This is a genomic window from Nonomuraea sp. NPDC049504, assembly GCF_040676845.1.
In the GTDB taxonomy this organism is placed as follows: domain Bacteria; phylum Actinomycetota; class Actinomycetes; order Streptosporangiales; family Streptosporangiaceae; genus Nonomuraea; species Nonomuraea salmonea.
The window spans coordinates 195,230-217,823 of the sequence record NZ_JBFAPT010000014.1; the positions used below are offsets into that span (position 1 = coordinate 195,230).

The window sequence follows — 22,594 nt, forward strand, 5'->3', positions numbered from 1 at the left end:
GCACTTGATGCGAGTCCACCTCGTGATGGACGTCATCTGCGTCCACTCCTATCTCGGCTTCACCCGCTTCACCCGCGCCGCGGACCGGCTCAGGGCCGAGGGCGTGCCGGTGACGGTCGAGTTCCTGCCCTTCGAGCTCGCTCCTGGCGCTCCTGCCGACGGGCGTCCGCTGCTGGAGGTCCTGGAGCAGACCTTCGGCCCGCAAGCCGCCGCCGGCGCGCTCGCCTTCGCGGAACGCGTGGCCGGTGAGGGCCTGCGGCTGGAGTACGGCAAGGCGATCGCCACCGGCACCTTCGACACCCACCGCCTCATCGCCGACGCCGCCCTGCAGGGCAAGGCAGAGCTCATGGCAGAACGCCTGTTCCGCGCCCACTTCACCGACGGGCTGCACGTCGGAGACCCCGCCACGCTCGCCCGGCTGGCCGCCGAGATCGGCATGACCACCGGTCACGTGCCCGCCGCCGAGCTGCGCGCCCGGCTTGATCGCGTACGCCGCCTCGGCATCACCGGCGTCCCGGTCTTCCTCATCGAGAACCTGCCCCCTCTCACCGGATCCCAGAGCGAGACGACCTTGCTGGCGGCCCTGCGACAGGCCGCCACCACGAAGGGAGAAACATCGTGATCACCGACCCGCTGCGGCTGGCCGTCATCGTCGGCAGTGTCCGCGAGGGCCGCTTCGGCCCGACCGTGGCCCACTGGTTCGCCGGCCAGGCCGGGTCCCGCTCCGACCTGGACGTCGACGTGATCGACCTGGCCGAGGTGCCGCTCGGCGGGGCGGCCCCGTCGGCGTCCGCGCCCGCGCCGGTGCTGGCGGCCCTGGGCGGGCTGACCCCGCGCCTGGCGGCCGCCGACGCGTTCGTGGTGGTGACCCCTGAGTACAACCACAGCTACCCGGCCGCGCTGAAGAACGCCATCGACTGGCACAACCAGCAGTTCCACGCCAAACCGGTCGCGTTCGTCTCCTACGGCGGCTTCTCCGGAGGGCTGCGCGCGGTGGAGCACCTGCGCGCCGTCTTCGCCGAGCTGCACGCCGTCACCACCCGCGACACCGTCAGCTTCCACGGCGCCTGGGAGTGCTTCGACGGCAACGGACAGCCGAAGGACCGGGTCGGCCCGGCCGCGGCCGCCAAGACCCTGCTGGACCAGGTCACCTGGTGGGCGCGCGTGCTGCGCGACGCCAAGACCACCACCCCCTACACCGCATGACACAGAAAGGCATTCCCATGACGAGATCGACCGGCAAGACGGCTTTGGTGACCGGGGCGAGCCGGGGGATCGGGCGCGCTATCGCCACCCGGCTGGCCCGTGAAGGCGCCCGGGTGGCCGTGCACTACGGCGCCAACCACGCCGCCGCCAAGGACACCGTCGCCGCCATCGAAGCGGCCGGCGGACGAGCCTTCGCCGTCCAGGCCGAGCTGGGCGCGCCCGGCGACGCAGAGGCCCTGTGGGCCGCCTTCGACGCGCACGCCGACGGGGTGGACATCCTGGTCAACAACGCGGGCATCCTCGGCGACCAGAGCGAGATCGACGGCGTCACCCGCGAGGGCCTGGAGCGCCTGTTCGCGGTCAACACCACCGCCCCGTTCCTGATCACCCAGCAGGCCCTGCCGCGGCTGCGCGACGGCGGGCGGATCATCACCGTGGGCACCATGCTGACCAGGGGAGCGGCCATGCCCAGGGCGATCGACTACGCCATGTCCAAGGCCGCGCTCGACGTCATGACCGTCGCCCTGGCCAGGCAGCTCGGGCCGCGGGGGATCACGGTCAACCTCGTGGCGCCCGGCGTCATCGACACCGACATGCACGAAGGGCGGCTGGTCGGCCCGGCGCTGGCCTGGCTGACGTCCCAGACACCCCTGGGCCGGCTGGGCACGCCGGAGGACGTGGCCGGCACGGTCGCCTTCCTGGCCTCCGACGACAGCGGCTACGTCACCGGCCACCGGCTCGACGCCTCAGGCGGGACGACCATGTAGTCGTAACTTACTTTGTAAAGGCGCCGGGTTTTTGCAAGCCCATCCATACAAAGGCACGGGCTTCGCCCGTACCGCCACCGACAACCCGGAGGCGCCCTCGAGTGCCCCTGGGTTGTCGGTCTTTCTGCGCGTTCGCCGTACTGGAGATGGTGCCAGTGGTGGTGGTGCCGGCGCGGAGCACGGTGACTCTTTTTCGGTAAGTGACATTCCGTGACTGTTAGTGGGAATTGAGGATTATAACCGGCATCGGGCTTCCTTTAAAGGGGTGATATGGGGTTTACATAAAGGCTTTCCGTTCGTAATATCCACTTCATGGGAGCGCTCCCAAAAGCCGATTCGGCGATGAGACCGCAGCTTAGAGACGACGTACGGTTCGTCGAATGCCCCGACGGCGCCTACGTTCACAGCGACTACGGTGCGTGCACCTTGCGCGGGCGGCAGGCGTACGCGTGGCTCACCCGGCTGGCCCCCGCGCTGACCGGCCACCACACCCTGGGCGAGCTGACCGCGAGCCTGTCCGGCGACCGGAAGGCCATGGTCGAGCGGCTGGTGGGGCAGCTCGCCGAGTGGCGCTTCGTGGTGGACGCCCGGCAGGCCGGCGCCCACGGGCTGAGCGAGATGGAGCTGGGGGCGTACGCGGAGGAGATCGCCTTCATCGGCTACGCGCTCGACTCGCCGGAGGAGCGCTTCGAACGGATCCGGCGCGCGCGGCTGGCGCTGGTGGGTGCGGGGCCGCTGCTGGAGGCGCTGGCGGAGGCGTGTGTGGGGTCGGGATGGCGGCACGTCACAGTGATCGCCTCCAGCTCTGAGCGGGACGGGTTCGAGCGGGTGCGGCGGGTTGCTGATGCCGCTCGCCGTGATCCTCTTCAGGAGATCCGTACGCTGTCCCTCTCCGGCGGCATCCGGGCGATCGCGGAGAGCGCCGACATCGTGCTCCAGGTGAGCGCGGACCTCGATGAGCTGGTGGCGGCGGCCCGAGCCTGTGAGGCGGCCGGGATCGTGCTGGGGCAGGTTCTGGTCCGCCCGGCGGAGGTCTGGGTCGGCCCGGTGGGGCGGCCCTCGGAGACGGCGGCCGAGTCGGGCTGGCAGCGGCTCGCCGGCCTGCCCGCCGCGTCCCCGGCCCCGCCCGGCGAGGACCTGCTGATGGGGCCGGTGCCCACGGTGGTGGCCGCGATCGTGGCGCTGGCCTGCTTCAGCCGCGTCACGGGGCTCGACACGGGCTCGGAGCGTGAGCTGATCCGGGTGGATTTGCGCACTCTCGACACGCTTCCGCACCGCTTCCTGGCTCACCCCCGCGCCTCCGGTGTTCAAGGGGGCGGCTCTGATGCGGTCGAAGAGCTGGCGGAGGCGCTCGCCGCGCATGACGGGGTTCCTGCGGCGGAGAAGGCGGTGGCCGCTGTCGAGGTGGACGGGTTGCTCGCGCTCACCGCTGAGCTGGTCGACTCCCGGCTGGGTGTGCTCGGGATGCTGGAGGAGGGGGCGCTGGTGCAGTCGCCGGTGGCGGTGTGTCGGGCGGTGGTCTCTGATCCGTTGGGTGTGCTGCCCGGCTGGGCGCCGGCGCGGGAGGCGTTCGGCTGGGGCGCCGATCAGCGGACGGCTCGGTTGCGTTGTCTGCTCGCCGCGCTGGCCACGTACGGCGTGCTGGCTCTGCGCACCGAGGGGGAGGGGTCGGTCCGGGGGGTGGCCTTGCCCGATGGTCTGCCCTGCGGCGTGCGCTTCACCGGCCTTCGCACCCTACAGGACGGGTCGGGGCCGCCGGTCGGGACCGGTGCCGGGTTGAGCTGGATGGAGGCGGTGGCCGCCGGTCTGCGGGCCCACTGCGAGGATCTCCTGCGCGGCCGCCTCTCGAACGGATCGCCACCCGCTCGGACGGCGACCTCGATCGAGCCGTTGCAGGATTTTGAGGTTGAGGCGTTGATGCGGCAGCTTGTCCTCGCGGGTGGGAGCCCGGACGTTCGTGATCACACCGCGGTGCTGGGGGTGCCCGGCGTCGCGCTCGTGGTTCCCGGTCAGGAGGTGCTGGTGTCCGTCGGCCCTACGCTCACCGATGCGATCCGGGACGGGCTGGAGCGGCTGCTGCTGCGGTGGCAGTCCCCAGCGCTTGGGGGGAGGGTTCATCCCCTGTGGCCGCCGGGTGGTGATCCGGTGGAGGCCGTCAGGGTGATGGCCGGGGCGTTGCGGCGGATCGGGAAGGTGCCTGTTGCGGTGCCGCTGCACGGTGATCCTGAGGTGTCGCGGCGGTTGCCGTTCGTGGCTCGAGTCGTTCTGGTCGATGGCTGAGGCCGTCATGGGGTCCGTCGCGGATCCTGATCTGGTGACCGTCCTGGGGGAGGGGCGGCTGCATGGGGCGATCAGGCGGGCGCTCGCGGCCGAGCCGGCCGGGGCTGCGATCGTCGTGGCGAGTGATGCCGATGATGTGCGGCCGTATCCGGCGGTGGCGAGGCTGGCGGTGGAGCGTGGGGTGTCGTGGTTGCCGGTGCGGGTGGAGGCCGGGTGGGTGCTGGTGGGTCCGGCTGTGCGTCCGGGCCGGCCCGGTTGCCCGACGTGTGTGGCGCGTCGGCGGGCCGGTAACCGTCCTGATGCGCCGGCCCGGGATGCTCTGCGTGCGAAGTGGGGCGGCGACCTTGAGTCGCGGGCGACGACGCTGCTCACGCCGCTGGTGTCGCGGACGGTCGCGGCGCTGGTCGCTGAGGAGGTGCGCCGGTTGCGGCGGGATCCTGGCTCCGCGCGTACGGTCGGCGCGCTGCTGCGGGTGCGGCTGACGAGCGGTGCGGTGCGGCGGCACGCGTTCCTGCCGGATCCGTTGTGCCCCGAGTGCGGCGTGCGGGTGGACGACGGGCCGCAGGCCGGTCGGTACGTGCCGCGCCCGGCGCAGAAGCCGGATCCTGGGACGTTCAGGGTGGGGGAGATCGACGGCGCGCGGCTGGAGCGGTTGTTCGTGGATGCGGAGACGGGCATCGTGCAGGCGGTGGTGGCGCAGGAGCGTGGTGGCGGTCCGATGGCGGTGGCGCGGCTGAGCCCGTCGCGTACTGAGCACGAGAGCCATCACGGTTATGGCCGCAGTGATGATTTCGCCTCGGCGCGGGCGACCGCGATCGCGGAGGCGTTGGAGCGGATCGCGGGCATCCATCCGCGTAGTCGCCGGACCTGTGTCCGTGCGGCGTACAGCGAGATCGCCGATCGGGCGCTCGATCCGCGTCTGCTGGGTTTGTATCCGGACGACTGGTACGACCGGCCGGGCTTTTTGTTCACCCGTTTCGATCCGGAGCGTCCGACGACCTGGGTGTGGGGGTATTCGTTCGGCCGGGACGCGCCGGTGCTGGTGCCGGAGAGCTATGCGTTCTTCGGGCCCCGCCCGAGGAACGACCTCGGTTTCGCCTACGAGTGCTCGAACGGCTGCGCCTTGGGTGGTCATCCGGCGGAGGCGGTGCTGTACGGGCTGCTGGAGGTGGCCGAGCGTGACGCGGCGCTGGCGACCTGGTATGCGCGGATGCCCGTCCCGCGGGTGGATCTCGGTTCGGCGGCGGATCGGCGCATCCCGATGCTCGCCCAGCGGGTACGTGACCGGCTTGGCTACGACGTGCACGCGTTCGCGGCGCTGATGGAGCAGCGGGTGCCGGTGTTCTGGGTGATGGCGGTGGACGCGCTGGGCGGGCCGGGGCGTCCGTACGCGTTGTGCGGTTCCGCCTCGCACCTCGACCCGGAACGGGCGTTGCGCCGGGCGCTTGAGGATGTGAGCCCTATGCTGGCCGGCCATCTCGAACGCTACGATCCCGAGGCGTCGGCGCGGCTGGTGGCCGACTCCGAGGAGGTGCGGTTGCTGGAGCACCATCCTCTTGCCTGCGCGCACCCGGACGCGGCGGGCAGGCTGGGTTTCCTGCCGGTGGACGGGCCCGCGCTGTCTTTGCCGGAGATCAGGGCCCGTGCCGCCTGGCCTCGTCACGAGGACCTCTGCGGGGACGTGGCGGAGCTGGCCGGTCGTTACCTGGCGACGGGGCTGGACGTGATCGCCGTCGACATCACCTCGCCCGAGGCGCGGGCGGCGGGCATGTTCGCGGCGAAGGTCATCGTGCCGGGGACGCTTTCCATGACGTTCGGTCACCGCTACCGGCGTGTCCACGGCCTGCCGCGGCTGCTCGCCCTGCCCAGGCTCCTCGGTCATCGGGATCGCGACCTATGTCCCGACGAGCTGAACCCCTACCCGCATCCGTTCCCGTGACCGGTCACCGAGAGGAGGCCCGCGTGCGCACGACGACGGCGCCTGGCGCGGCCACGAGCCGTTATCTGGCCGCGATGCGGAAGCGGCGGCCGCTGGACATCGACTGGGCCGCCGCCCCGACCCGCCACAAGCGTTACCCGAGGGCTGAACGGGTGCCGCTCTCCTGGAACCACCTGGTGGGCGAGCTGCTGCGGAACCTGCTCGGCCTGACCCGGATCGTCTGGTCCCACCACCTCGGCGACGGCGGCCGGCCTTTGGGGCGGCCCCCGATGTTGCTCGCGGGCCGGCCCGCCCCGTCGGGCGGGGGTCTGTACCCGGTGGAGGCGTACGTGGCCGCGGGGGAGCCGCACCTGCCCGCCGCGCTGTACCACTATGACCCGGTGCACCACGTTGTGGAGCGGGTCCGGGGCGGCGACCATGTCCCGGCGTTGACCGGGCTGCTCGGCGGTGGTGATCGGGCGGATGTGGTGGTCGTGCTGTCGGCGGTGTTCTGGCGGTCGATGTTCAAGTACGGAGATTTCGGTTACCGGCTGGTCTGCCAGGAGACCGGGGTGCTGATCGCGCAGGCGCTGGCCGTGGCCGGGCGGCTGGGGCTGGCGGGTAGGGCGCAGTTGCGGTTCGCCGACGGCGAGGTGGATCGGCTGCTCGGTCTCGACGGTGCCCGCGAAGCGACCCTGGCCGCTCTCACCCTGTCCTTGCCTTCCACGAAGGACTCGCGGGCTGAGCCGCCGTCGCTCGATGAGCTGGTGTCGCGTCCGGCGGCGGACGAGAGCACGCCCCTTCCCCGGCCCATGCCCGGCGGGCTCGCCGCGGCCCTGCACCGGGCGTGCACGCTCGCGGCCCCTCACGCGTCGGACCCGCCTGTCCCGCCTGTCCCGCCTGTCCCGCCCGCGCGTGCGGTTCGCCCGGCCCCTGAGCCCGCGCCCATGCCGCGCCAGCCCGGTGGGGAGCGCCGTGCCTCGCCCCTGGCCGGCTACCGCCCGGTCCCGCTCGGGGGCGGGGCGCTCGGCGCGGTGCTGCGGGCGGCCTGCGCCGGTTACCCGTCCGACCTGCCCGGCACCGCGAAGGGCCCGGCCGCCACGGCCCTGTGCCTGCTGTCGCTGCGGGTGGACGGCCTGCCGTGCGCCGCCTACTGGTACGACCCGGCCGGCCACACCCTGCACGAGCCGCCCGCGACGATCCCGATCGACGCGGTGACCACCGGCCCTTTGCTGCCGAACACGCAGGTGGCGCTGCGCGGGGCGGCCGCCGTCCTGATCCCGGTGGGCGACCCGGTGGCGGGCGCGCCGGCGTTCGGTGACCGCTGGTACCGGATGCAGCAGATGGAGGCGGGCCTGATCGTCCAGCGGGCGGCGCTGGCCGCCACCGCGCTGGGCCTGGCGGCCCGCATCCACTCCGACGGCGCGAACGAGACCACCGACGAGGTGCTCGGTCTCGCGGCGAGCCCGTTGAGGAGCCTGTCGTTCCTGGTGATGGGCACCCCACCGACCGGCGGGCCCTTGGTGACCCGCCCGATCCACGGCCTCGTCAGCCAGGAGGTGATGCCGCCCGACCGACCAGCGTGACCCCTTTTCGACGGATACACAGCAGAAGGAGAAGTGCACATGTCCGCTGAGAACCTGAAGCTCGACCTGCGTGGCCTGGAGGTCGACTCGATCGACGTCGTGTCGGCCGACTCCATCGTGGCCGAGGGCCACGGCAGCATCGAGACCGGGGCGTCGTCGTCGCCGGGCTACTGCTCGTCGTACCTGACGGCGATGAGCTGCTGGGCTCCGGAGCTGTAGCGCCGGTGCCGGTCCTCCGGTGAGCCCGCCGCGGCCACCGGGATGACGAGCAGGGCCGAGGGCGCCCGTGCCGTGAGCGCCCTCGGCCCCTGACGAACCCCTTCGAGGAGCGCGTTTCCTTTGACCCAGATAGCGCATGCCGCCGTCCCCGTCGCGGGGGACGGTGACTCTTCAAGGCTCGCTGACCCCGATTATGCCCTGTCGCCCGTTGTCGCGGTCCGTGTCGCGGGGCTGCCGGTGGCGGGGCTGGAGCGGATGCGGTGCACCCGTACGTGGCGGCTGGTGGACGAGCTGGCGGACGTGTCGTCCCGGTTGCGGCGGGAGGGCGCGGAGCTGTCGGAGCCGTTGCACGAGGTGATCGGCGGTGTGGCGGCGGGGCCGCTGCGTGCCGGGCTGGTGGCGTTGCGGCGCGCGGTGTTCGCGGGCCGGCGCCTGGGCGGGCGGGCGGTGTCCGCCGAGGTGCTGGGCGCGCTGCCGGCGGGCCTGGCGGCCAGGATCGGGGCGTGGACGGCGTTGCGGCGGCGCGCCGACGAGTTGCGGGCGGCGCTTCCCGGTGTGCTGGCCGAGGAGGCGCGGGAGAAGACGGGGGTGCTGCGGGAGGCGGTGTCGGATGCCGGGTTCCGGCACGGGCTGGCGCAGGGCAGCGCGGTGCTGGCCGATCGGCTTGAGGCGTGGCTGGGCGGGCGGCCGCCGGAGCGGCAGGAGGTGTTGCGGCTGGCGCGTTATCTGGCCAGGGCGAGTGTCAAGACGAGTCCGTACGCGACGTTCACGGCCGGCGGGCTGGGCCGGTGGGAGACGGACGGGCCGGCGGTGGCCACGGGCGGTGAGCCGTCCTGGCTGGTCATGGCCGAGCTCGACCGGGCGGTCCTGCGCCCGCTGTGGGCGGTGCTGACGCGGCATCGGCGGGTGCGTGAGCGGGCTCGGCTGCGGGTGAATCCGTCCGCGGCCGATGACGGGGAGCGTGTGTGGTTCCTCAGCCCAGGGCCTGGGGAGCCGCTGTCGTCGGTGCCCGCGACGGCGCAGGTGCGGCAGGCTCTGGACTGGGTGCGGCGGCGGGACGACGCCACGCTGGCCGCCGCGCCGGGGATCGAGCCGCTGGCCGAGGCGGGGCTTGTGGAGTATGTGCCGCCGTATGACGAGCAGGGGCCTGATCCGATGGGGGAGCTGGCGTCGTGGCTGGCGGCCGATGGGGCGGCCCCGTACGCGCTGGCCGTCTCCCGGGTCGCGCAGGCGCTGCGGGCCGAGCCGGCGAGGAGCTCCGGCGTCGTACGGGCGGCGCTGCGGGAGGTGCTGCCGCCGGGGCCGTCCCTGCCGGAGAAGAACCTGCTGTGGCACAGCGCGGTCATCCCCGGTGTCGCGGGGCGGCTGAACGCCTCCGCCTGGCGCGGTGTGTGCGACGACCTCGACGCGCTGCGGGGGCTGCTGGGCCTGTTCGACCCTGACCTGCCCGTCAAGGTGGCCGCCGCCGCGTACTTCGTGGACCGGTACGGCCCCACGAGCCGCCTGCACGCGATGGCCCTGTACCGCGACGTTCACAGCGGCGCGCCGGGCGCGGGCGGGGAGTTGCTGCGGGCGATGCTGCGCGACCCGGTCGCGGGCACCCGCGCCCTGCCCGATGTCGACCCGCCGGCCGGCCTGCGACGCCTGACCGAGTTGCGGCGCGGCTTCTGGGACCGCCTCGGCGCAGGCCCCATCACGGACGCCACGCCACCCGGCCCGGCCGGGACCGGACCCCGCACGAGCGGTGAGGTGCCGGTGGTGGATGTCACGGCCGGCCGCCTGGCCGCGCTGGCGGAGAGCTGGCCGGGCTTCGTGCGGCCGCCCGGCTCCATCTGCTGCTACGTGCAGGCGGTGCCGGAGGCGGCCGGTGTGCGGGCCGTCGTCAACTCGGTCTCCGCCGGGTACGGGCGCGGCCTGTCGCGGCTGCACCGGCTGGTCGCGCTGGCCGGCGGTGAGGCGCCGCCCGTCGAGGAGCTGCGGGCGGCGCAGGGTGACGTGCTGGTGGCCGAGTGCCGGGGCCTGGCCGGCGGCGGTCTCAACGTGCGGCCCGCCACGGCGGACGTCGCGCTCGATCACCCGTTCACCGCGCCCGACGCGCATCTGCCGGCGGTGACGCCGGCGGAGCTCACCGTCGGCTACGACCGGGAGCACGATCGCCTGGCCCTGCTGGACGGGGCCGGGCGGCCGGTCAGGCCGGTGCATCTGGGCATGACGGCTCAGTACTGGCTGCCGCCGTGGCTGCAGTTCCTGGTGCGGGTGTTCGGGGAGCCGTCCACGGCGATGGTGCCCGGCTGGGTGTTCCGCACCCGGAGTGAGCCGCCGCAGGAGGGTGTGGTGGAGTGCTGGCCGCGCGTGGACGTGGGGCGGGTGACGGTGGCGCGGGCGGCGTGGCGGATGCGGGCCGGGGTGTTCCCGGTGCCGGCCAAGGGGGAGAGCGAGGCGGCGTACCTGCCGAGGCTGGCCGAGTGGCTGGCCGGGCACGGGGTGCCGCGCCGTTTCTTCGCCCGGGTCGTCGATGTGGGTCAGGGGTTGCTGGCGGGGCTGCTCAGCAAGGACCGCAAGCCCATGTACGTGGACGTCGCCGACCTGCTGCTGCTGACCGGTTTCGTGCGCACGCTGCGCGACCCGGGCGCGCTGCTGGTGGTGGAGGAGGCCCTGCCCGACCCCTCCCAGGCGCCCCGTTACGGCGACGAGGCGCGGGTCACCGAGTACGTCATCCAGCTGTCGGCGAGGCCGGCGTCATGACGGCGCATCCGATCGCGGGCGAGGACCGGTGGGTCAGCGCGCACCTGTTCCACTTCGGCGACCTGGACCCGCTGATCATGGGTGTGGTGCGGCCGGTGACGCGGGAGCTGGTGGCCTGCGGGACGATCCGCCGCGCCTTCTTCCTGCGTTATTGGGAGGGCGGCCAGCATGTGCGGCTGCGGCTGCAGGTGCCGGACCCCGCCCGCCAGCAGGACGTCCGTAACCTGGTGCGCGAGCGTGCTGCGGCGCATTTCGCCTGCCATCCGTCTCCGGTGGTGGATGCGGCCGCGTATCGGGCGTTCGCCGCCGCGATGGCCAGGGGTGAGCGCCGTGCCGACTATGACGATCGGCTGCACGAGCCGGGCACGGTGGCGTTCATCGGGTACCTGCCGGAGTACGAGGCGTACGGTGACGCCGCCTGTGTGGCCGCCGCCGAGCGTCACTTCGCCGTCTCCAGCCGTCTGGCCCTGGAGGTGCTGGCCGCCGGTACGGACATGGGCCGCCGTACGGCGATCGGGCTGGCGGCGCTGACGATGGCGGTCGCCGCGTGTGAGCCCGATCTGCCCTCGGCCGCCCATCGCCTGGCCGCCGTCATGCGTGGGCCCGCGACGGCGGCGGCCGGGGTGGAGGAGGACTGGCGGCGGCGGAAGGAGGCGCTGCTCGCCCAGACCCGCCGGTTGTGGGAGGGCCCGGAGTCGGCCGGCGGGTTGCTGGCCGCGTGGGCGGCGTCGCTGCGGGCCTTGCGCGACGAGCTGGACGTGCTGCACGCCGAAGGCCGGTGCGTGCCGCGCGATCCGGGTTCGCCGCACGCCGCTCTCGCGCTGGCGGCGCCGCCCGAGCGGCGCACGGTGGCGCTGATCTTGATGCGGTGCGTTCATCTGTTCCACAACCGGCTGGGGCTGCGTGCCGGAGCCGAGCAGCACACGACGTTCCTGGCGGGCCGCGCCGTGGCCGGTCTCGCCGACTCCCGGAGGTGGTCCCCCTGACTCCCGTCTGGCACTGCGTGCACGTCTACTATCACGCGCCCGACAAGGACGCCCTGCTGCTGGATGCGGTGCGGCCGCTGCTGGAGGGGTTGCGCGGCGAGATCGAGCAGGCGTACGTGCTGCGTCACTGGCGGCAGGGCCCGCACCTGCGGATCAACGTCAAGGCGGCGCCCGAGGTGTGGGAGCGGGTGGTGCGGCCGCGCGTGGACGAGGTGGTCGGCGCGTACCTGCGCGAGCACCCCTCCACGGTGGTGCTCGATCCGGCCGACAGTTTGCCCAGGCACCGGTTGATGGCGATGCGGGAGCAGGAGCGCGGCCCGCTGACGCCGTGGCCGCCGGACAACTCCGTCCGCGACGCCGCCTACGACTCGCGCCGCCACGTCCTGGGCACGGACGAGGAGGCCGAGCTGCTGGCCGCGTTCTACACCGACGCGACCCCGCTGCTGTTCGACATGCTGGAGCACGTACGGGAAGGCCGGGACGGCAGGACGGGGCTGGCGCTGAGCCTCATGCTGACCATCGCGCACACCTCGCAGCGCATCGACCGCAGCTACCTGTCGTTCCGGATGCACGCCGAGGGGTACCTGACGTGGGCGGCCGACCCGGCGGCGGCCCGCGCGTCGTTCGAGCGGGTGTTCGCCGAGCGGCGGGCGGCGCTGACGGGGCGCGTCCGCGACGTGGTGGCCTGCCTGGACGACCCGGGCGCGGCGGCGGTGCCGTTCGTGCGGGAGTGGGCGGCGCTGCTGGAGCGCTACCGGCCGCGGATCGCGGCGATGATGGACGACGGCCGGCTGGTGCAGCCGGCGCTCGAGCCCGGTGCGGCGTTCGCGGGCCGGCAGGGGGAGCCGCGCGCGCCGCATCGGGAGCCGAGCGAGCTGCAGCGGCTCGTGTTCGACAACCCGGCCTACCACGAGGCGATCTTCCGCAGCCCGGCCTTCCGGCGGTATCGGGTGCTGCTGAACTACACGTATCTGCATCTGACGCGGCTCGGGCTCACCCCGCTGGACCGGTTCAGGACCTGTCACCTGCTGGCGGACGCGGTGGAGGACGTCTATGGCGTGTCGGGGGTGGAGGCGCTGCGCCGCTTCACCGGCGTCACGGGGCCGGCGGCGCGTTCCTGAGGTAGGCGGTGAGTGCGCGTTTCAGCTCGGCGACCAGGTCGGCGGCGCGTGCCGGCGCCGTTCGAGACGCTGACCGGCGGCTGGCCGGCCCGCTCAGCTGGTGGCCTCGCCGCCCGCAGCGGGGGCGGCGGCGTGCAGCAGGAAGGCCAGCACGTCGGCGAGCAGCGCCTGGTCCTGCTCGCGGGTCGCGCCGGCGCCGTGACGCCGTGCTCCTCCACCTGCAGCAGCACCGGCGCCCGCGAAGCCGTGGCAGCCGGGTTCGCCCTGTTGTCCGGCGATCAGCTCTGTGGCGTGAGGGGGCCAAGGTCGCGGACGACCTCGGCCAGGGCCCGGATGGGCTCGTTGTCCGTTTCGCTGCGCCATACCAGCGCGTACGGCAGCGGTCCCATGTCGGTGACGGGCAGGTAGGTGATGTCGGGCCGTGCCCAGTAGCGGGTCATGTGGGAGGGGAAGAGCACGACGATCTCGGCCATGCTGGCGAGGGTGATGGCTTCTTCGGTGTTGTGCACCACGGGGCCGCGCTCGATCGTGCGGCCTCGGCGGGTCTCGCGGGGAATGTAGGCGTCGTACCAGTAGCCGGGCCGGGTGTCGGACTGCGGGTGCTGGAAGTCGGCGGCGATCTCCAGCGAGACCGACGTGCGCTGGGTGAGCTCGTGGCCGGTGGAGACGGCCAGCACCCGGGGTTCGGCGAGCACGACCGGTCCGACGGTGAGGTCGGGCTCGTCGACGGGCAGCCAGGCGATCAGGACGTCGATGTCACCGCGGCGCAGCGTGGCGAAGGCGTCGCTGAACTGGGCTTTCTGGACGCGCAGCTTCCACTGCGGATGCCGCAGGCGGAAGACGTCCCAGTAGGGGCGCAGGTCGTGGGCGTTGGCGGGCAGCATGCCGACGCGCAGGATGCCGGTGATTCCCTGGCCGGCGAGCTGGGCGCGTTCCACGCTGTGCTTCAGCCCGGCGTAGAGAGGCCGCAGGTCGTCGCGGAGCTGCCGCCCGACCGGGGTCAGCCGTACCGTGCGGTTGGTGCGCTCGAACAGTGGCGCGCCGATCTGCCGTTCCTGCTTCTGGATGGCCTGGGTGACGCGGGCGGGTGACAGGCACAGCCGGGCGGCGGTCCGGCCGAAGTGCAGCTCATCGGCCAGGGTCAGGAAGATCTCGATGTCGCGCAGTTCCACGCCTGACCTGCTCCGTTTACTCCCGCTGAAGGTGATCTTTCAGCATTCATCATTGTTCTGGGTGCTCACCGTACTTGATCCTCGAATCACATGATTCGTTGGTTCGATGGAGCAGGGTGATGGACGTCCTCATTTCCGGCGCCGGCCTCGCCGGGACCGCTCTGGCGTACTGGCTGCGCCACCACGGTTTCGCCCCCACCGTGGTCGAGCGGGCCCCGCGGGTGCGTGCGGGCGGGGGCGTGGCGGGTTTGCGCGGCGAGGCTCTGGACGTGCTGGACCGCATGGCCCTGCTGGAGCGGATTCAGCAGTTGAACACGCGGCCGGGCGGTGCGGCGCGTGCGGACCGTGACGGGAGCCCGTACCACCTGCAGATCCTCAGAGGTGAGCTGATCGGCCTGCTGTACGAGGCCACCCGCCAGGAGGTGGAGTACATCCTCGGCGACTCGATCGCCGCTGTGGAGCAGGACGCCGACGGCGTGCGGGTCACCTTCGAACGTGGCCGTCCGCGCCGCTTCGCCCTGGTGGCCGGCGCCGACGGGCTGCACTCGGGCACCCGCTCGCTGGTCTTCGGGCCGCGCGAGCGGTTCGTCCGGCACCTGGGCATCTACACGGCGACCTTCAGCCTGCCCCTCGGCCTCGGCCTGCCCGGCTCCGGCCGGCTTGCCGGCATGCCGGGCAAGGCGGCCGACATCCTCAGCATCCGCGACAACGCCGAGGCGCACGCGGCGCTGCACTTCACCTGCGGACCGCTGGCCTACGACCGTGACGACGTCGCGCAGCACAAGCGCATCGTGGCCGGGCAGTTCGCCGGCGAAGGCGGGCCCATCCCGCGCCTGCTGGAGGAGATGAGCAGGGCGCAGGACTTCTTCTTCGACGCCAACGCCCAGGTGGAGATGTGCCACTGGTCCTCGGGCCGGGTGGTGCTGCTCGGGGACGCCGGCTACTGCGCGGCGCAGGCCTCGGGCCTGGGCGCTTCCCAGGCGCTGATCGGCGCCTACATCCTGGCCGGCGAACTGGCCGTCGCCGGCGGCGAGCACCCGGCGGCGTTCGCCGCCTACGAGCGGGAGATGCGCGGCTTCGTCGCCGAACACCAGCAGATAGGACGCGAAGGCGCCGACCGGTTCTTCATGGGCATGCCCGCCCAGGAGGCGCCGGACATGATCGCAGCCGGCGCACGGGAGACGGCCCGCGCGCACCTCGTCAGGCTGAAGGACTACGCGCCCAGCTTCGCCGCACGGTGGCCGCCGTGACCGGCGGCGATCGAAGGCCCGGTCCCCACCGGCGTGCACGCGCTCATCCACGGCGCGGACAGCCATCGCGCTCAGCGCCGGCCAGACGCTGCCATGTCAGCGGCGAGGTCAGGACGGCAACCGGGCGGTATCCCTTCGCTTCCAGACCCCGCTGGCCATCAGCACACCCTTCCATCATGTGTCCGTTCATGTGAAATTTCCCCTGTTAAGGAGTACGTCACCATGTCCCTCACCCTTACCGAGCAGGACCGGCTCACCCTGCAGACCGCCGCGTGGGGCGCCGTGTCGCTGATGTCCGCGGCTGGTGCCGCCGGCTCGGCGCACCGGGCCGCCACCGAAGGATCTGTCGCCCTGACATCGGCGACCGGCCGCATCGGTCATGTGCTCGCCAAGGCGCCCAAAGGCGTGAAGTACGGCAAGACCGTGGCCGACCTCGCCGACCAGGTGCTGCCGGCCCTGACAGCGGCCATGACCCTGCTCAAGCAGCAGGATCCGGCCGAGGCCGGCGATTTCCGTCGCACTGTCCTGATCGCCGTCGAGGCAACCACCAGGGGCGAAGCCGGCCCCGCCATGAGGGAGATGGCTCGCAAGATCACCGAAGCGCTCGACGTCGCCTCGGCCACCTCCGGCGGCGGCAGCGGGGGCGTGCCGACGGACGCCGCCGCCCAGGATCGCCCGGAGCTGCAGAAGGTCATCCAGGAGATCGTCGATTCCGGTTTCACCGGAGTGTCGTTGCGCGTGCACGACAAGCGGGGTGAGTGGGCCGGCAGCGCCGGAGTGGCCGAGCTGAGCCAGAACACCGAGCCTCCGGTTGACGGGCATGTGCGGATCGGCAGCAACACCAAGACCTTCACTGCCACCGTGGTGCTGCAACTCGTCGCCGAGGGCCGGATCGCCCTGGACTCCTCGGTGGACGACTACCTGCCCGAGTTCGGGCTGGACCGGCGCATCACCGTGCGGATGCTGCTGCAGCACACCAGCGGGATCTTCAACTTCACCGGCGACTTCGACCCTGACGGCACGTTCGTGCCGGGAATCCCCGCCACCCCTGCGGGCAAGGAGTGGGTGGACAACCGTTTCCGCACCTACCGGCCCGAAGAGCTGGTCCGGCTGGCGCTGTCCAAGCCGGCCCGGTTCGAGCCCGGCACCGACTGGAGCTACGCCAACACCAACTACGTGCTGGCCCGCCTGCTGATCGAGAAGGTCACCGGCCGCCCGGTCGCCGAGGAGATGCACCGGCTGATCCTGGGGCCGCTCGGTCTGACCGGCACCTTCCAGCCGGTCGGTGAGACGGACATCCCCGAGCCGCACGCGCACGCCTACTACCGCTACGAGGAGGACGGTCAGATTCGGACAGTCGATGTCACTCGGCACAACCCGTCCTGGATCTCCAGCGGCGGGGACATGATCTCCACTACCCGTGACCTGCACACGTTCATCTCCGCCCTGCTGGGCGGCAAGCTGCTACCGGCCGAGCTGCTGGCCGAGATGTGCGCCCCGGAGGCCAAGGCCGGCTACGGCCTGGGCGTGTTCGTGCAGGAGGCGCCCGGCGGCGGCACCGTCATCACCCACAATGGCGGCATGGCCGGTCACGCCGCGCTCCTGTACAGCACCCCTGACGGCAGCAAGACCCTGACCGCCGCGCTCAACTACGTCGACGACGCCGCCCTGTCCCTGGGAGCGGCCTTCCAGCAGGCGACCCAGCGCCTCGTCGCGGAAGTCTTCGGCAACGAGCAGACCGGACCGGCTCAGTAGCCAGACCTGAGCACCAGACACGCCGGGGAGATGTCGGCAGGCGAGCCGACGAGCACGCGGCCCCCTACCGGCCCCCGGCCTGCCCCCAGCCTGTCCGTGGGATGGAGAGGTCCGTCTTGGGCTTCGCCCGTGACTCCCGCGCCGACACCGCCTGATCGAACAAGGCCACCACCTCATCGAGCTCAGCTCGCCGCGTCCATCGCGGCAGGGGGCGGCTGGCCGGCCTGACCCCGCTCGGGCGAGGTCTTGCCCGCGTCCGGCGCCGCCCGGCACCATGATCGGGGCAGTTGCCGAGCCGAGGGCCGAGGACGCGATGATCACCACCGAGAGGGTCGGCGACCGGGCGCGCCTGGACGCCGTCCACGCTCTGCTGCGCTCCGAGTTCGCCGCCTCCGAGCTCGAGGCGCAGGAGTCGTTCCCGGTCCGGGAGGTGGCGGGGGCGCGGCGGTTCGCGGTGGCGAGGCTTGCGGGCGACCGGGTGCTTGCCGCGCTGACCTGCGACTACATTCCGCTGGTCACCCAGCGGGAGCCGGTGGCGGTGATCGGCGGCGGGCACATCGTCACGGCTCCCGGCGAGCGCGGCCGCGGGCACGCGCGCATGCTGCTCGCGCGCGCCGAGGAGCTCGTCTTCGCCGAGGCCGCGGCGAGAGGCGAACGGCCGGTGCTCGCCCTGGTGGAGAGCAGGCCGGAGACCACCGCGTTCTGGGCTCGCAACGGTTTCCGCCAGGTCGAGCACGTCCGCTACGTCCAGCCGCCGATGCGCGTCGACCGCCTCACCGGGCGCCCCCTGACCCCGCCCCGTCCGCACCCGCTGATGGCCAGGACGGCCGACCCCGCGGCCACCGCCATCCCGGCCCGGCTGCTGGCCGACGCCGTCCACGCCCTGTGGCGGCACTGGTACGAACCCCCGGCCCTCACGCTCACCCCGGCCGCCCGCGCCCGCGCATCGACCCTGCTGTGGGCCGACCTCTACCCGGCCTTCATCGCCTCCTTACCGGCGGCCGGGGAGGTGCCGCTGGCGCCCTGAGCCCGGCGCGGTCAGTAGTAGGAGCTCATCAGCTCGCTCGCCCAGGCCGGCTGGGTGACCGGGTGGCGGGGGGCGAACTCGGTCAGGTACGGCTTGATGTCCAGGACGGGGGTGCCCGACAGCGCGTCCAGGTCGGCGACGTGCAGGTCAAGGCCGTCCACGGCGAGGAGCCTGCAGCGGGAGACGCCCAGCCGGTTGGGACGGTACGGGCCCCGGTGGGCGAAGATCCCCACGGGCGCCGCGGCCGGGTTTCCCCGTGGGGGACGGGGGTCGGTGCGCACCTCGGCCGGGTCGATCCGGTCGAAGACGAAGACGATCTCCAGGTGGGAGAAGTCCTCCAGGCCGAGCACCGCCGAAGGGGTGAAGGCGGAGTCGTCCAGCCGGATCACGGCCCGTACGTCGTGCCAGTCGTCTTCGACCCATTCGCTGCGACCGCCCATCACGCGGCCGACTGGTCGCAGGGTCACGGGGCCGGGTGTCATGGTGCTCTCCCTATGCGTCGGGGGCGCCGCTAGCCGTCGCGGCGCAGGGTGAACCAGAAGGTGGGGAACGGGTTGGTGCCCGGTGTGACGTCGAGGAGCTCCCAGCCGTCGAACCTGGCGCGGATCTCGTCGGCGGTGACGCCGGCCGCCCACGACGCGATCTTAGTGGCCGGGCCGCCGGCCGGTTCGGGGCCGTACCCGAACATCAGCAGCCGCGCCCCTGGAGCGGCGCGCCGGGTGAGGCCGGCGGCGTAGGCGTCGCGGCGGTGCAGCGCGACGCCGCAGTAGCAGCTCAGGTCGAAGAACAGGTCGAACGGGCCCGCCACGTCGAGGTCGTCGAGGCGGGTGACGCATCCGTGCAGCAGCTTCACCGTCACCTGCGCCTGGGCGGCCTTCTCCTTGGCCTGCTCGACGGCGCCGGCGACCAGGTCGACGGCCGTCACCTCCCAGCCGTGCCGCGCCAGGTAGACGGCGTTGGTGCCGGTGCCGCAGCCCAGCTCCAGGACGCGGCCGGGCGGCAGGCTCCGCGGCCCCTCGATCAGGCCGGCCAGCTCGGGCGGGGTCACGCCGGTGTCCCACGGTGCCTTGCCGTCGCGGTAGAAGCGCTCCAGCGCGCGGTGGATGGTCTCCTCTTCGGCGTGTTGCCGGGTCATCGTTCCCTCCAAAGCTTAGAGTTCAGCTCTAGTGATGGACTCTAGAGTTACACTCACGCACTGAAGGACGTCAAGCTCAGCGGGCGGCGACATGCCGATGTCCGCCCGGTCACGCGGACCGGACGGACATCGGGATGGGGAGATGGGCCCTTACGGACGGGCGAGGGCGTACATCTTCGTGGAGCCGATCTTCACCGTGGTGCAGTAGTACTCGGGGCCGGCGGCGTTGGCGGCGCTGTTGCACGACTTCGCGCCCGCGGTGGTGTACGGATACCAGCGGACGATCACTTCCGCGGAAGCCGGCGCCGGTGCGAGGACAGCGGTCATGGCGGCGGCAGCGACAGCGGTCGACATCGCCAGGGAGACGCGCCTCATGGCAAGCTTCATGCGCCAATCCTTTCGAGATGCGGAGCCGCGGGGGTCGCGAGCGGCTCCATCTGCGGAACTTCGATGCGAGCCTAAAGATCAGGTGTCTGTTTTCCGCCTGATTTCCGCACGGTTCCTGATCTTCACGCCCGTACACTCGTCAGGGCGCGAAACGGGAGGATCGTAGATGGAGAAGCCGGACGGTAACGCACCGGCGATACTGTTCCGCCTGCTCGGCCCCGTCCAACTGGAAGCGGGCGCCGGCAAGGTCACCTTCTCCGGCAGACAGGGCGCTCTGCTGGCCGCGCTGCTGCTGCAGGCCGACCGGGTGGTCTCCACGCAGCGGCTGGCGGAGGCGATCTGGGCGGAGCCGCTGCCCAGCGGCGCCGCCTCCCGGGTCAGGATGCTGGTGTCCGAAGTGCGGCGCGCCTGCGCGGCGCTCGGCGCCCCCGTCATCCACACCCAGCGGCCCGGCTACCTGGTACGGCTCGGCCCGGCCAGGCTCGACCTCGCCTGCTTCCAGGACCAGATCGCGCTGGCCAGGCAGGCGCCGGCCGAGCAGGCGCTCGGCCACTACGACGAGGCGCTGCGCTGGTGGCGGGGCGCCCCGCTGGCCGGCATCACCGGCTCCTATGCCGAGACGCAGGCCGAATGGCTCGACGGGCTGCGTCTCGACGCCCTGGAAGAGCGGCTGTCGGTGCTGCTCGCCCTGGGCAGGACCACCGACGTCGTCACCGAGGCACGCGCGCTGTCGGGCGAGGCGCCGTTCAGGGAACGCCTCCACGAACAACTCATGCAGGCCCTGTACGAGAGCGGCCGCCCCAGCGAGGCCCTGGAGGTCTACCGCCAGTTCCGCTGCCGGCTGGTCAACGAGCTCGGCCTGGAACCCACCGACGAGCTCCAGCAACTGCAGCACCGCATCCTGCGCTCCGAGGCCAACCCGCGCCGGCCGCACCGCCAGGACGGGCCGCCCGCCCTCCCCGTGCCCAGCCAGCTCCCCGCCGCGCCCGCCTCGTTCACCAACCGAAGCGACGAGCTGGCCGAACTCGACCGCCGCCAGAGCGTCGAGACCGGCCACGTCGGCGTCACCGTGATCAGCGGCCCCGGCGGCAGCGGCAAGACGTGGCTCGCCCTCCACTGGGCGCACACCCACCGCGACCGCTACCCCGACGGCCAGCTCTACGCGAACCTGCGCGGCTTCGACGCCGCCGAGGAACCGGTGCCGCCCGGCACCGTGCTGCGCCACTTCCTGACCGCGCTCGGCGTGCCGCCCGCCGTCATCCCCGACGAGCAGGAGGCGCGGGCCGCGCTCTACCGGTCCGTCCTGGCCGACCGGCGGGTGCTCATCGTCCTGGACAACGCCAGGGACAGCGCCCAGGTGACGCCGCTCATCCCCGGCCGGCCCGGCTGCACCGTCCTGGTGACCAGCCGCAACCGGCTCGTGAGCCTGCACACCACGCACGACGCCCGGCTGCTGGAGGTGGGCGCCTTCTCCGACGAGGAGGCGCGCCGGATGCTCGCCCACCACTTCGGCCCCGACACGATGGCCGCCGACCCCGATTCCGTCGCCGTGCTGCTCAAGCACACCGGCGGCCTGCCCCTGGCGCTCGGAGTGCTGGCCGCCCGCGCCACCGCCCACCCCGGCTTCCCGCTGGCCGTCCTCGCCAGGGAACTGCGCGACCCGGCCACCAGGCTCGACGCCCTGCAGACCGGGGACCTCGGCGCGGACCTGCGCGCCGTGTTCGCCTCCTCCTACGCGGCGCTCGATCCGCCGGCCGCGCGGCTCTTCCTCCTGCTCGGCACCGTCCCCGGCCCCGAGATCGGCCTGCCCGCGGCCGCCGCACTCGCCGGGCTCCCGCCCGCCGCGACGCGCACGCTGATCTCCATGCTGGAGACCGCCACCCTCATCCGGCAGCACGCCCCCGGCCGCTACTGGATGCACGACCTGATCCAGCTGTACGCCGCGGAACGGGCCGAAGCCGACCTGCCCGCCGAGACCCGCAGGCAAGCCCTGACCCGGCTCGTCGAGACGTACACCGACACCGCATGCGCCGCCGACCGGGCGCTCTACCCGCACCGGCCCGCCGTTGCCCGGCGCGGGGGCCGGCACGTCTTCGCCGACGCCGCCGCCGCGCTGGCCTGGTTCGAGGCCGAGCTGCCGTGCCTGCTTCCGGCGCAGGTCCTGGCCGCCGAGCTGGGCATGGACGCCGAGACGTGGCAGCTCGCCTGGGGCATGAACACCTTCCTGCTGCGCCGCTCCTACACCCGCGAACGGCTCACCTCCTGGGAGATCGCGCTGGCCGCCGCCGAACGGCTGCGCCTGCCGTACACCGCCGCCGTCGTCCACTGGCACACCGGCTACGCCCACGCCGCGGCCGGCCGGATCGACGCGGCGGCCGGCCACCTCGACCGGGCGCTGGAGCTGTTCGGCCAGGCCCAGGACCGGCCCATGCTCGCGCAGGTGCACCACACGTTCGGCTGGACGTGGAGCGTCCACGGGCAGCCGCGGCGCGGGCTCGCGCACGCGCAGACCGCGCTGCGCCTGCAGCGCGAGGCCGGTGATCCGATCTGGGAGGCGAACGCGCTCAGCGCCGTCGGCTGGATCCGCCTGCAACTCGGCGAGTACGACGCCGCGCGCGACGCCTGCGAGCAGGCCCTCACCCTCTTCCGCCGCCACCACGACGGCGGCGGCGAAGCGGCCACCCTCGACAGCCTCGGCCTGCTCGCCTTCCACCAGGGCGAGTACGAACGCGCGCTGGAGTACTACGGGCGCTGCCTCGACCTGCGCGAAGGCACCGGCAACGCCTCGCAGAGCGCCGACACGCTGGTGGCGTTCGGCGACACCCACCACGCGCTCGGCCACACCGCAGAGGCCAGGGCCGCCTGGCGCAGGGCGCTGACGCTGTACGACGCCCAGCACCGCCGCGCGGAGAGCGAACGGGTGCGGCAGAAACTGCTTCCGCCCTGAGGCTGTGCCCGTGGTCACACCCGGTCGCGCGCCAGTTCCCCTGGGAAGCCTCCATCGCCTCCCCGGACGGCGGCTACCAGCCCGATGGCGGGT

General features: G+C 72.8%; 18 protein-coding genes. 14 read left to right on the forward strand and 4 right to left on the reverse strand.

Translation table 11 applies throughout. The features are described from left to right. Positions 1–7 precede the first annotated feature (7 nt). The 10 genes from AB0K28_RS26665 (at position 8) to AB0K28_RS26710 (ending at position 12,828) form a co-directional block, all read left to right on the forward strand. Entirely contained in the window at positions 8–622 is a 615-nt protein-coding gene (locus AB0K28_RS26665) for a DsbA family protein (protein ID WP_364375127.1), read from the forward strand. After that, the gene (locus tag AB0K28_RS26670; protein ID WP_364375130.1) at positions 619–1,206 is read left to right on the forward strand and encodes an NAD(P)H-dependent oxidoreductase; all 588 of its coding nucleotides are present in this window, start codon (positions 619–621) and stop codon (positions 1,204–1,206) included. Before AB0K28_RS26665 ends, AB0K28_RS26670 begins: the two co-directional genes overlap by 4 nt. Before the next feature lie 17 nt (positions 1,207–1,223). After that, positions 1,224–1,973, forward strand: coding sequence for an SDR family oxidoreductase (locus tag AB0K28_RS26675; protein ID WP_364375133.1), 750 nt, complete (start codon positions 1,224–1,226; stop codon positions 1,971–1,973). 342 nt (positions 1,974–2,315) lie between these two features. After that, positions 2,316–4,253, forward strand: coding sequence for a hypothetical protein (locus tag AB0K28_RS26680; protein ID WP_364375136.1), 1,938 nt, complete (start codon positions 2,316–2,318; stop codon positions 4,251–4,253). Between the two features lie 34 nt (positions 4,254–4,287). Further along, entirely contained in the window at positions 4,288–6,192 is a 1,905-nt protein-coding gene (locus AB0K28_RS26685; protein ID WP_364375139.1) for a TOMM precursor leader peptide-binding protein, read from the forward strand. Between the two features lie 23 nt (positions 6,193–6,215). Further along, positions 6,216–7,757, forward strand: a complete 1,542-nt coding sequence (locus AB0K28_RS26690) for a SagB family peptide dehydrogenase (protein WP_364375142.1) — start codon at positions 6,216–6,218, stop codon at positions 7,755–7,757. A 39-nt stretch (positions 7,758–7,796) separates the two neighbouring features. Further along, a complete protein-coding gene (locus AB0K28_RS26695) occupies positions 7,797–7,976 on the forward strand; it encodes a hypothetical protein (protein WP_355413690.1) in 180 nt (59 codons plus the stop codon). Positions 7,977–8,096: 120 nt separating this feature from the next. After that, the gene (locus AB0K28_RS26700) at positions 8,097–10,721 is read left to right on the forward strand and encodes a lantibiotic dehydratase (protein ID WP_364375145.1); all 2,625 of its coding nucleotides are present in this window, start codon (positions 8,097–8,099) and stop codon (positions 10,719–10,721) included. Next, positions 10,718–11,707 (forward strand): lantibiotic dehydratase C-terminal domain-containing protein, encoded by a 990-nt coding sequence (locus AB0K28_RS26705; protein WP_364375148.1) that lies wholly within the window; start codon positions 10,718–10,720, stop codon positions 11,705–11,707. Before AB0K28_RS26700 ends, AB0K28_RS26705 begins: the two co-directional genes overlap by 4 nt. Then, entirely contained in the window at positions 11,695–12,828 is a 1,134-nt protein-coding gene (locus AB0K28_RS26710; protein WP_364375150.1) for a thiopeptide maturation pyridine synthase, read from the forward strand. The genes AB0K28_RS26705 and AB0K28_RS26710 overlap by 13 nt, the downstream gene beginning before the upstream one ends. Positions 12,829–13,106: 278 nt before the next feature. On the opposite strand, the gene AB0K28_RS26715 is transcribed toward AB0K28_RS26710, so the two are convergent. Beyond that, positions 13,107–14,000 carry a LysR family transcriptional regulator gene (locus tag AB0K28_RS26715; RefSeq protein ID WP_345406507.1) on the reverse strand — a complete coding sequence of 298 codons (894 nt, stop codon included), beginning with the start codon at positions 13,998–14,000 and terminating at the stop codon, positions 13,107–13,109. Positions 14,001–14,119: 119 nt separating this feature from the next. On the opposite strand from AB0K28_RS26715, the gene AB0K28_RS26720 reads away from it, so the two are divergent. The 3 genes from AB0K28_RS26720 (at position 14,120) to AB0K28_RS26730 (ending at position 18,032) form a co-directional block, all read left to right on the forward strand. Then, positions 14,120–15,250 carry an FAD-dependent monooxygenase gene (locus AB0K28_RS26720; protein WP_364375153.1) on the forward strand — a complete coding sequence of 377 codons (1,131 nt, stop codon included), beginning with the start codon at positions 14,120–14,122 and terminating at the stop codon, positions 15,248–15,250. A gap of 222 nt (positions 15,251–15,472) precedes the next feature. Further along, positions 15,473–17,005 carry a serine hydrolase domain-containing protein gene (locus tag AB0K28_RS26725; RefSeq protein WP_364375156.1) on the forward strand — a complete coding sequence of 511 codons (1,533 nt, stop codon included), beginning with the start codon at positions 15,473–15,475 and terminating at the stop codon, positions 17,003–17,005. Positions 17,006–17,279: 274 nt separating this feature from the next. Beyond that, entirely contained in the window at positions 17,280–18,032 is a 753-nt protein-coding gene (locus tag AB0K28_RS26730) for a GNAT family N-acetyltransferase (protein WP_364375158.1), read from the forward strand. Between the two features lie 11 nt (positions 18,033–18,043). Here the strand turns inward: AB0K28_RS26730 and AB0K28_RS26735 are convergent, their stop codons facing one another. From AB0K28_RS26735 to AB0K28_RS26745, 3 genes are all read right to left on the reverse strand, one after another. Further along, positions 18,044–18,499 carry an SAM-dependent methyltransferase gene (locus AB0K28_RS26735; RefSeq protein ID WP_364375161.1) on the reverse strand — a complete coding sequence of 152 codons (456 nt, stop codon included), beginning with the start codon at positions 18,497–18,499 and terminating at the stop codon, positions 18,044–18,046. A gap of 44 nt (positions 18,500–18,543) precedes the next feature. Beyond that, positions 18,544–19,167, reverse strand: a complete 624-nt coding sequence (locus tag AB0K28_RS26740; protein WP_345406529.1) for a class I SAM-dependent methyltransferase — start codon at positions 19,165–19,167, stop codon at positions 18,544–18,546. A gap of 150 nt (positions 19,168–19,317) precedes the next feature. Then, the gene (locus AB0K28_RS26745; RefSeq protein WP_345406532.1) at positions 19,318–19,554 is read right to left on the reverse strand and encodes a hypothetical protein; all 237 of its coding nucleotides are present in this window, start codon (positions 19,552–19,554) and stop codon (positions 19,318–19,320) included. 166 nt (positions 19,555–19,720) lie between these two features. On the opposite strand from AB0K28_RS26745, the gene AB0K28_RS26750 reads away from it, so the two are divergent. Beyond that, entirely contained in the window at positions 19,721–22,501 is a 2,781-nt protein-coding gene (locus AB0K28_RS26750; protein WP_364375165.1) for a BTAD domain-containing putative transcriptional regulator, read from the forward strand. Positions 22,502–22,594: the final 93 nt, after the last annotated feature.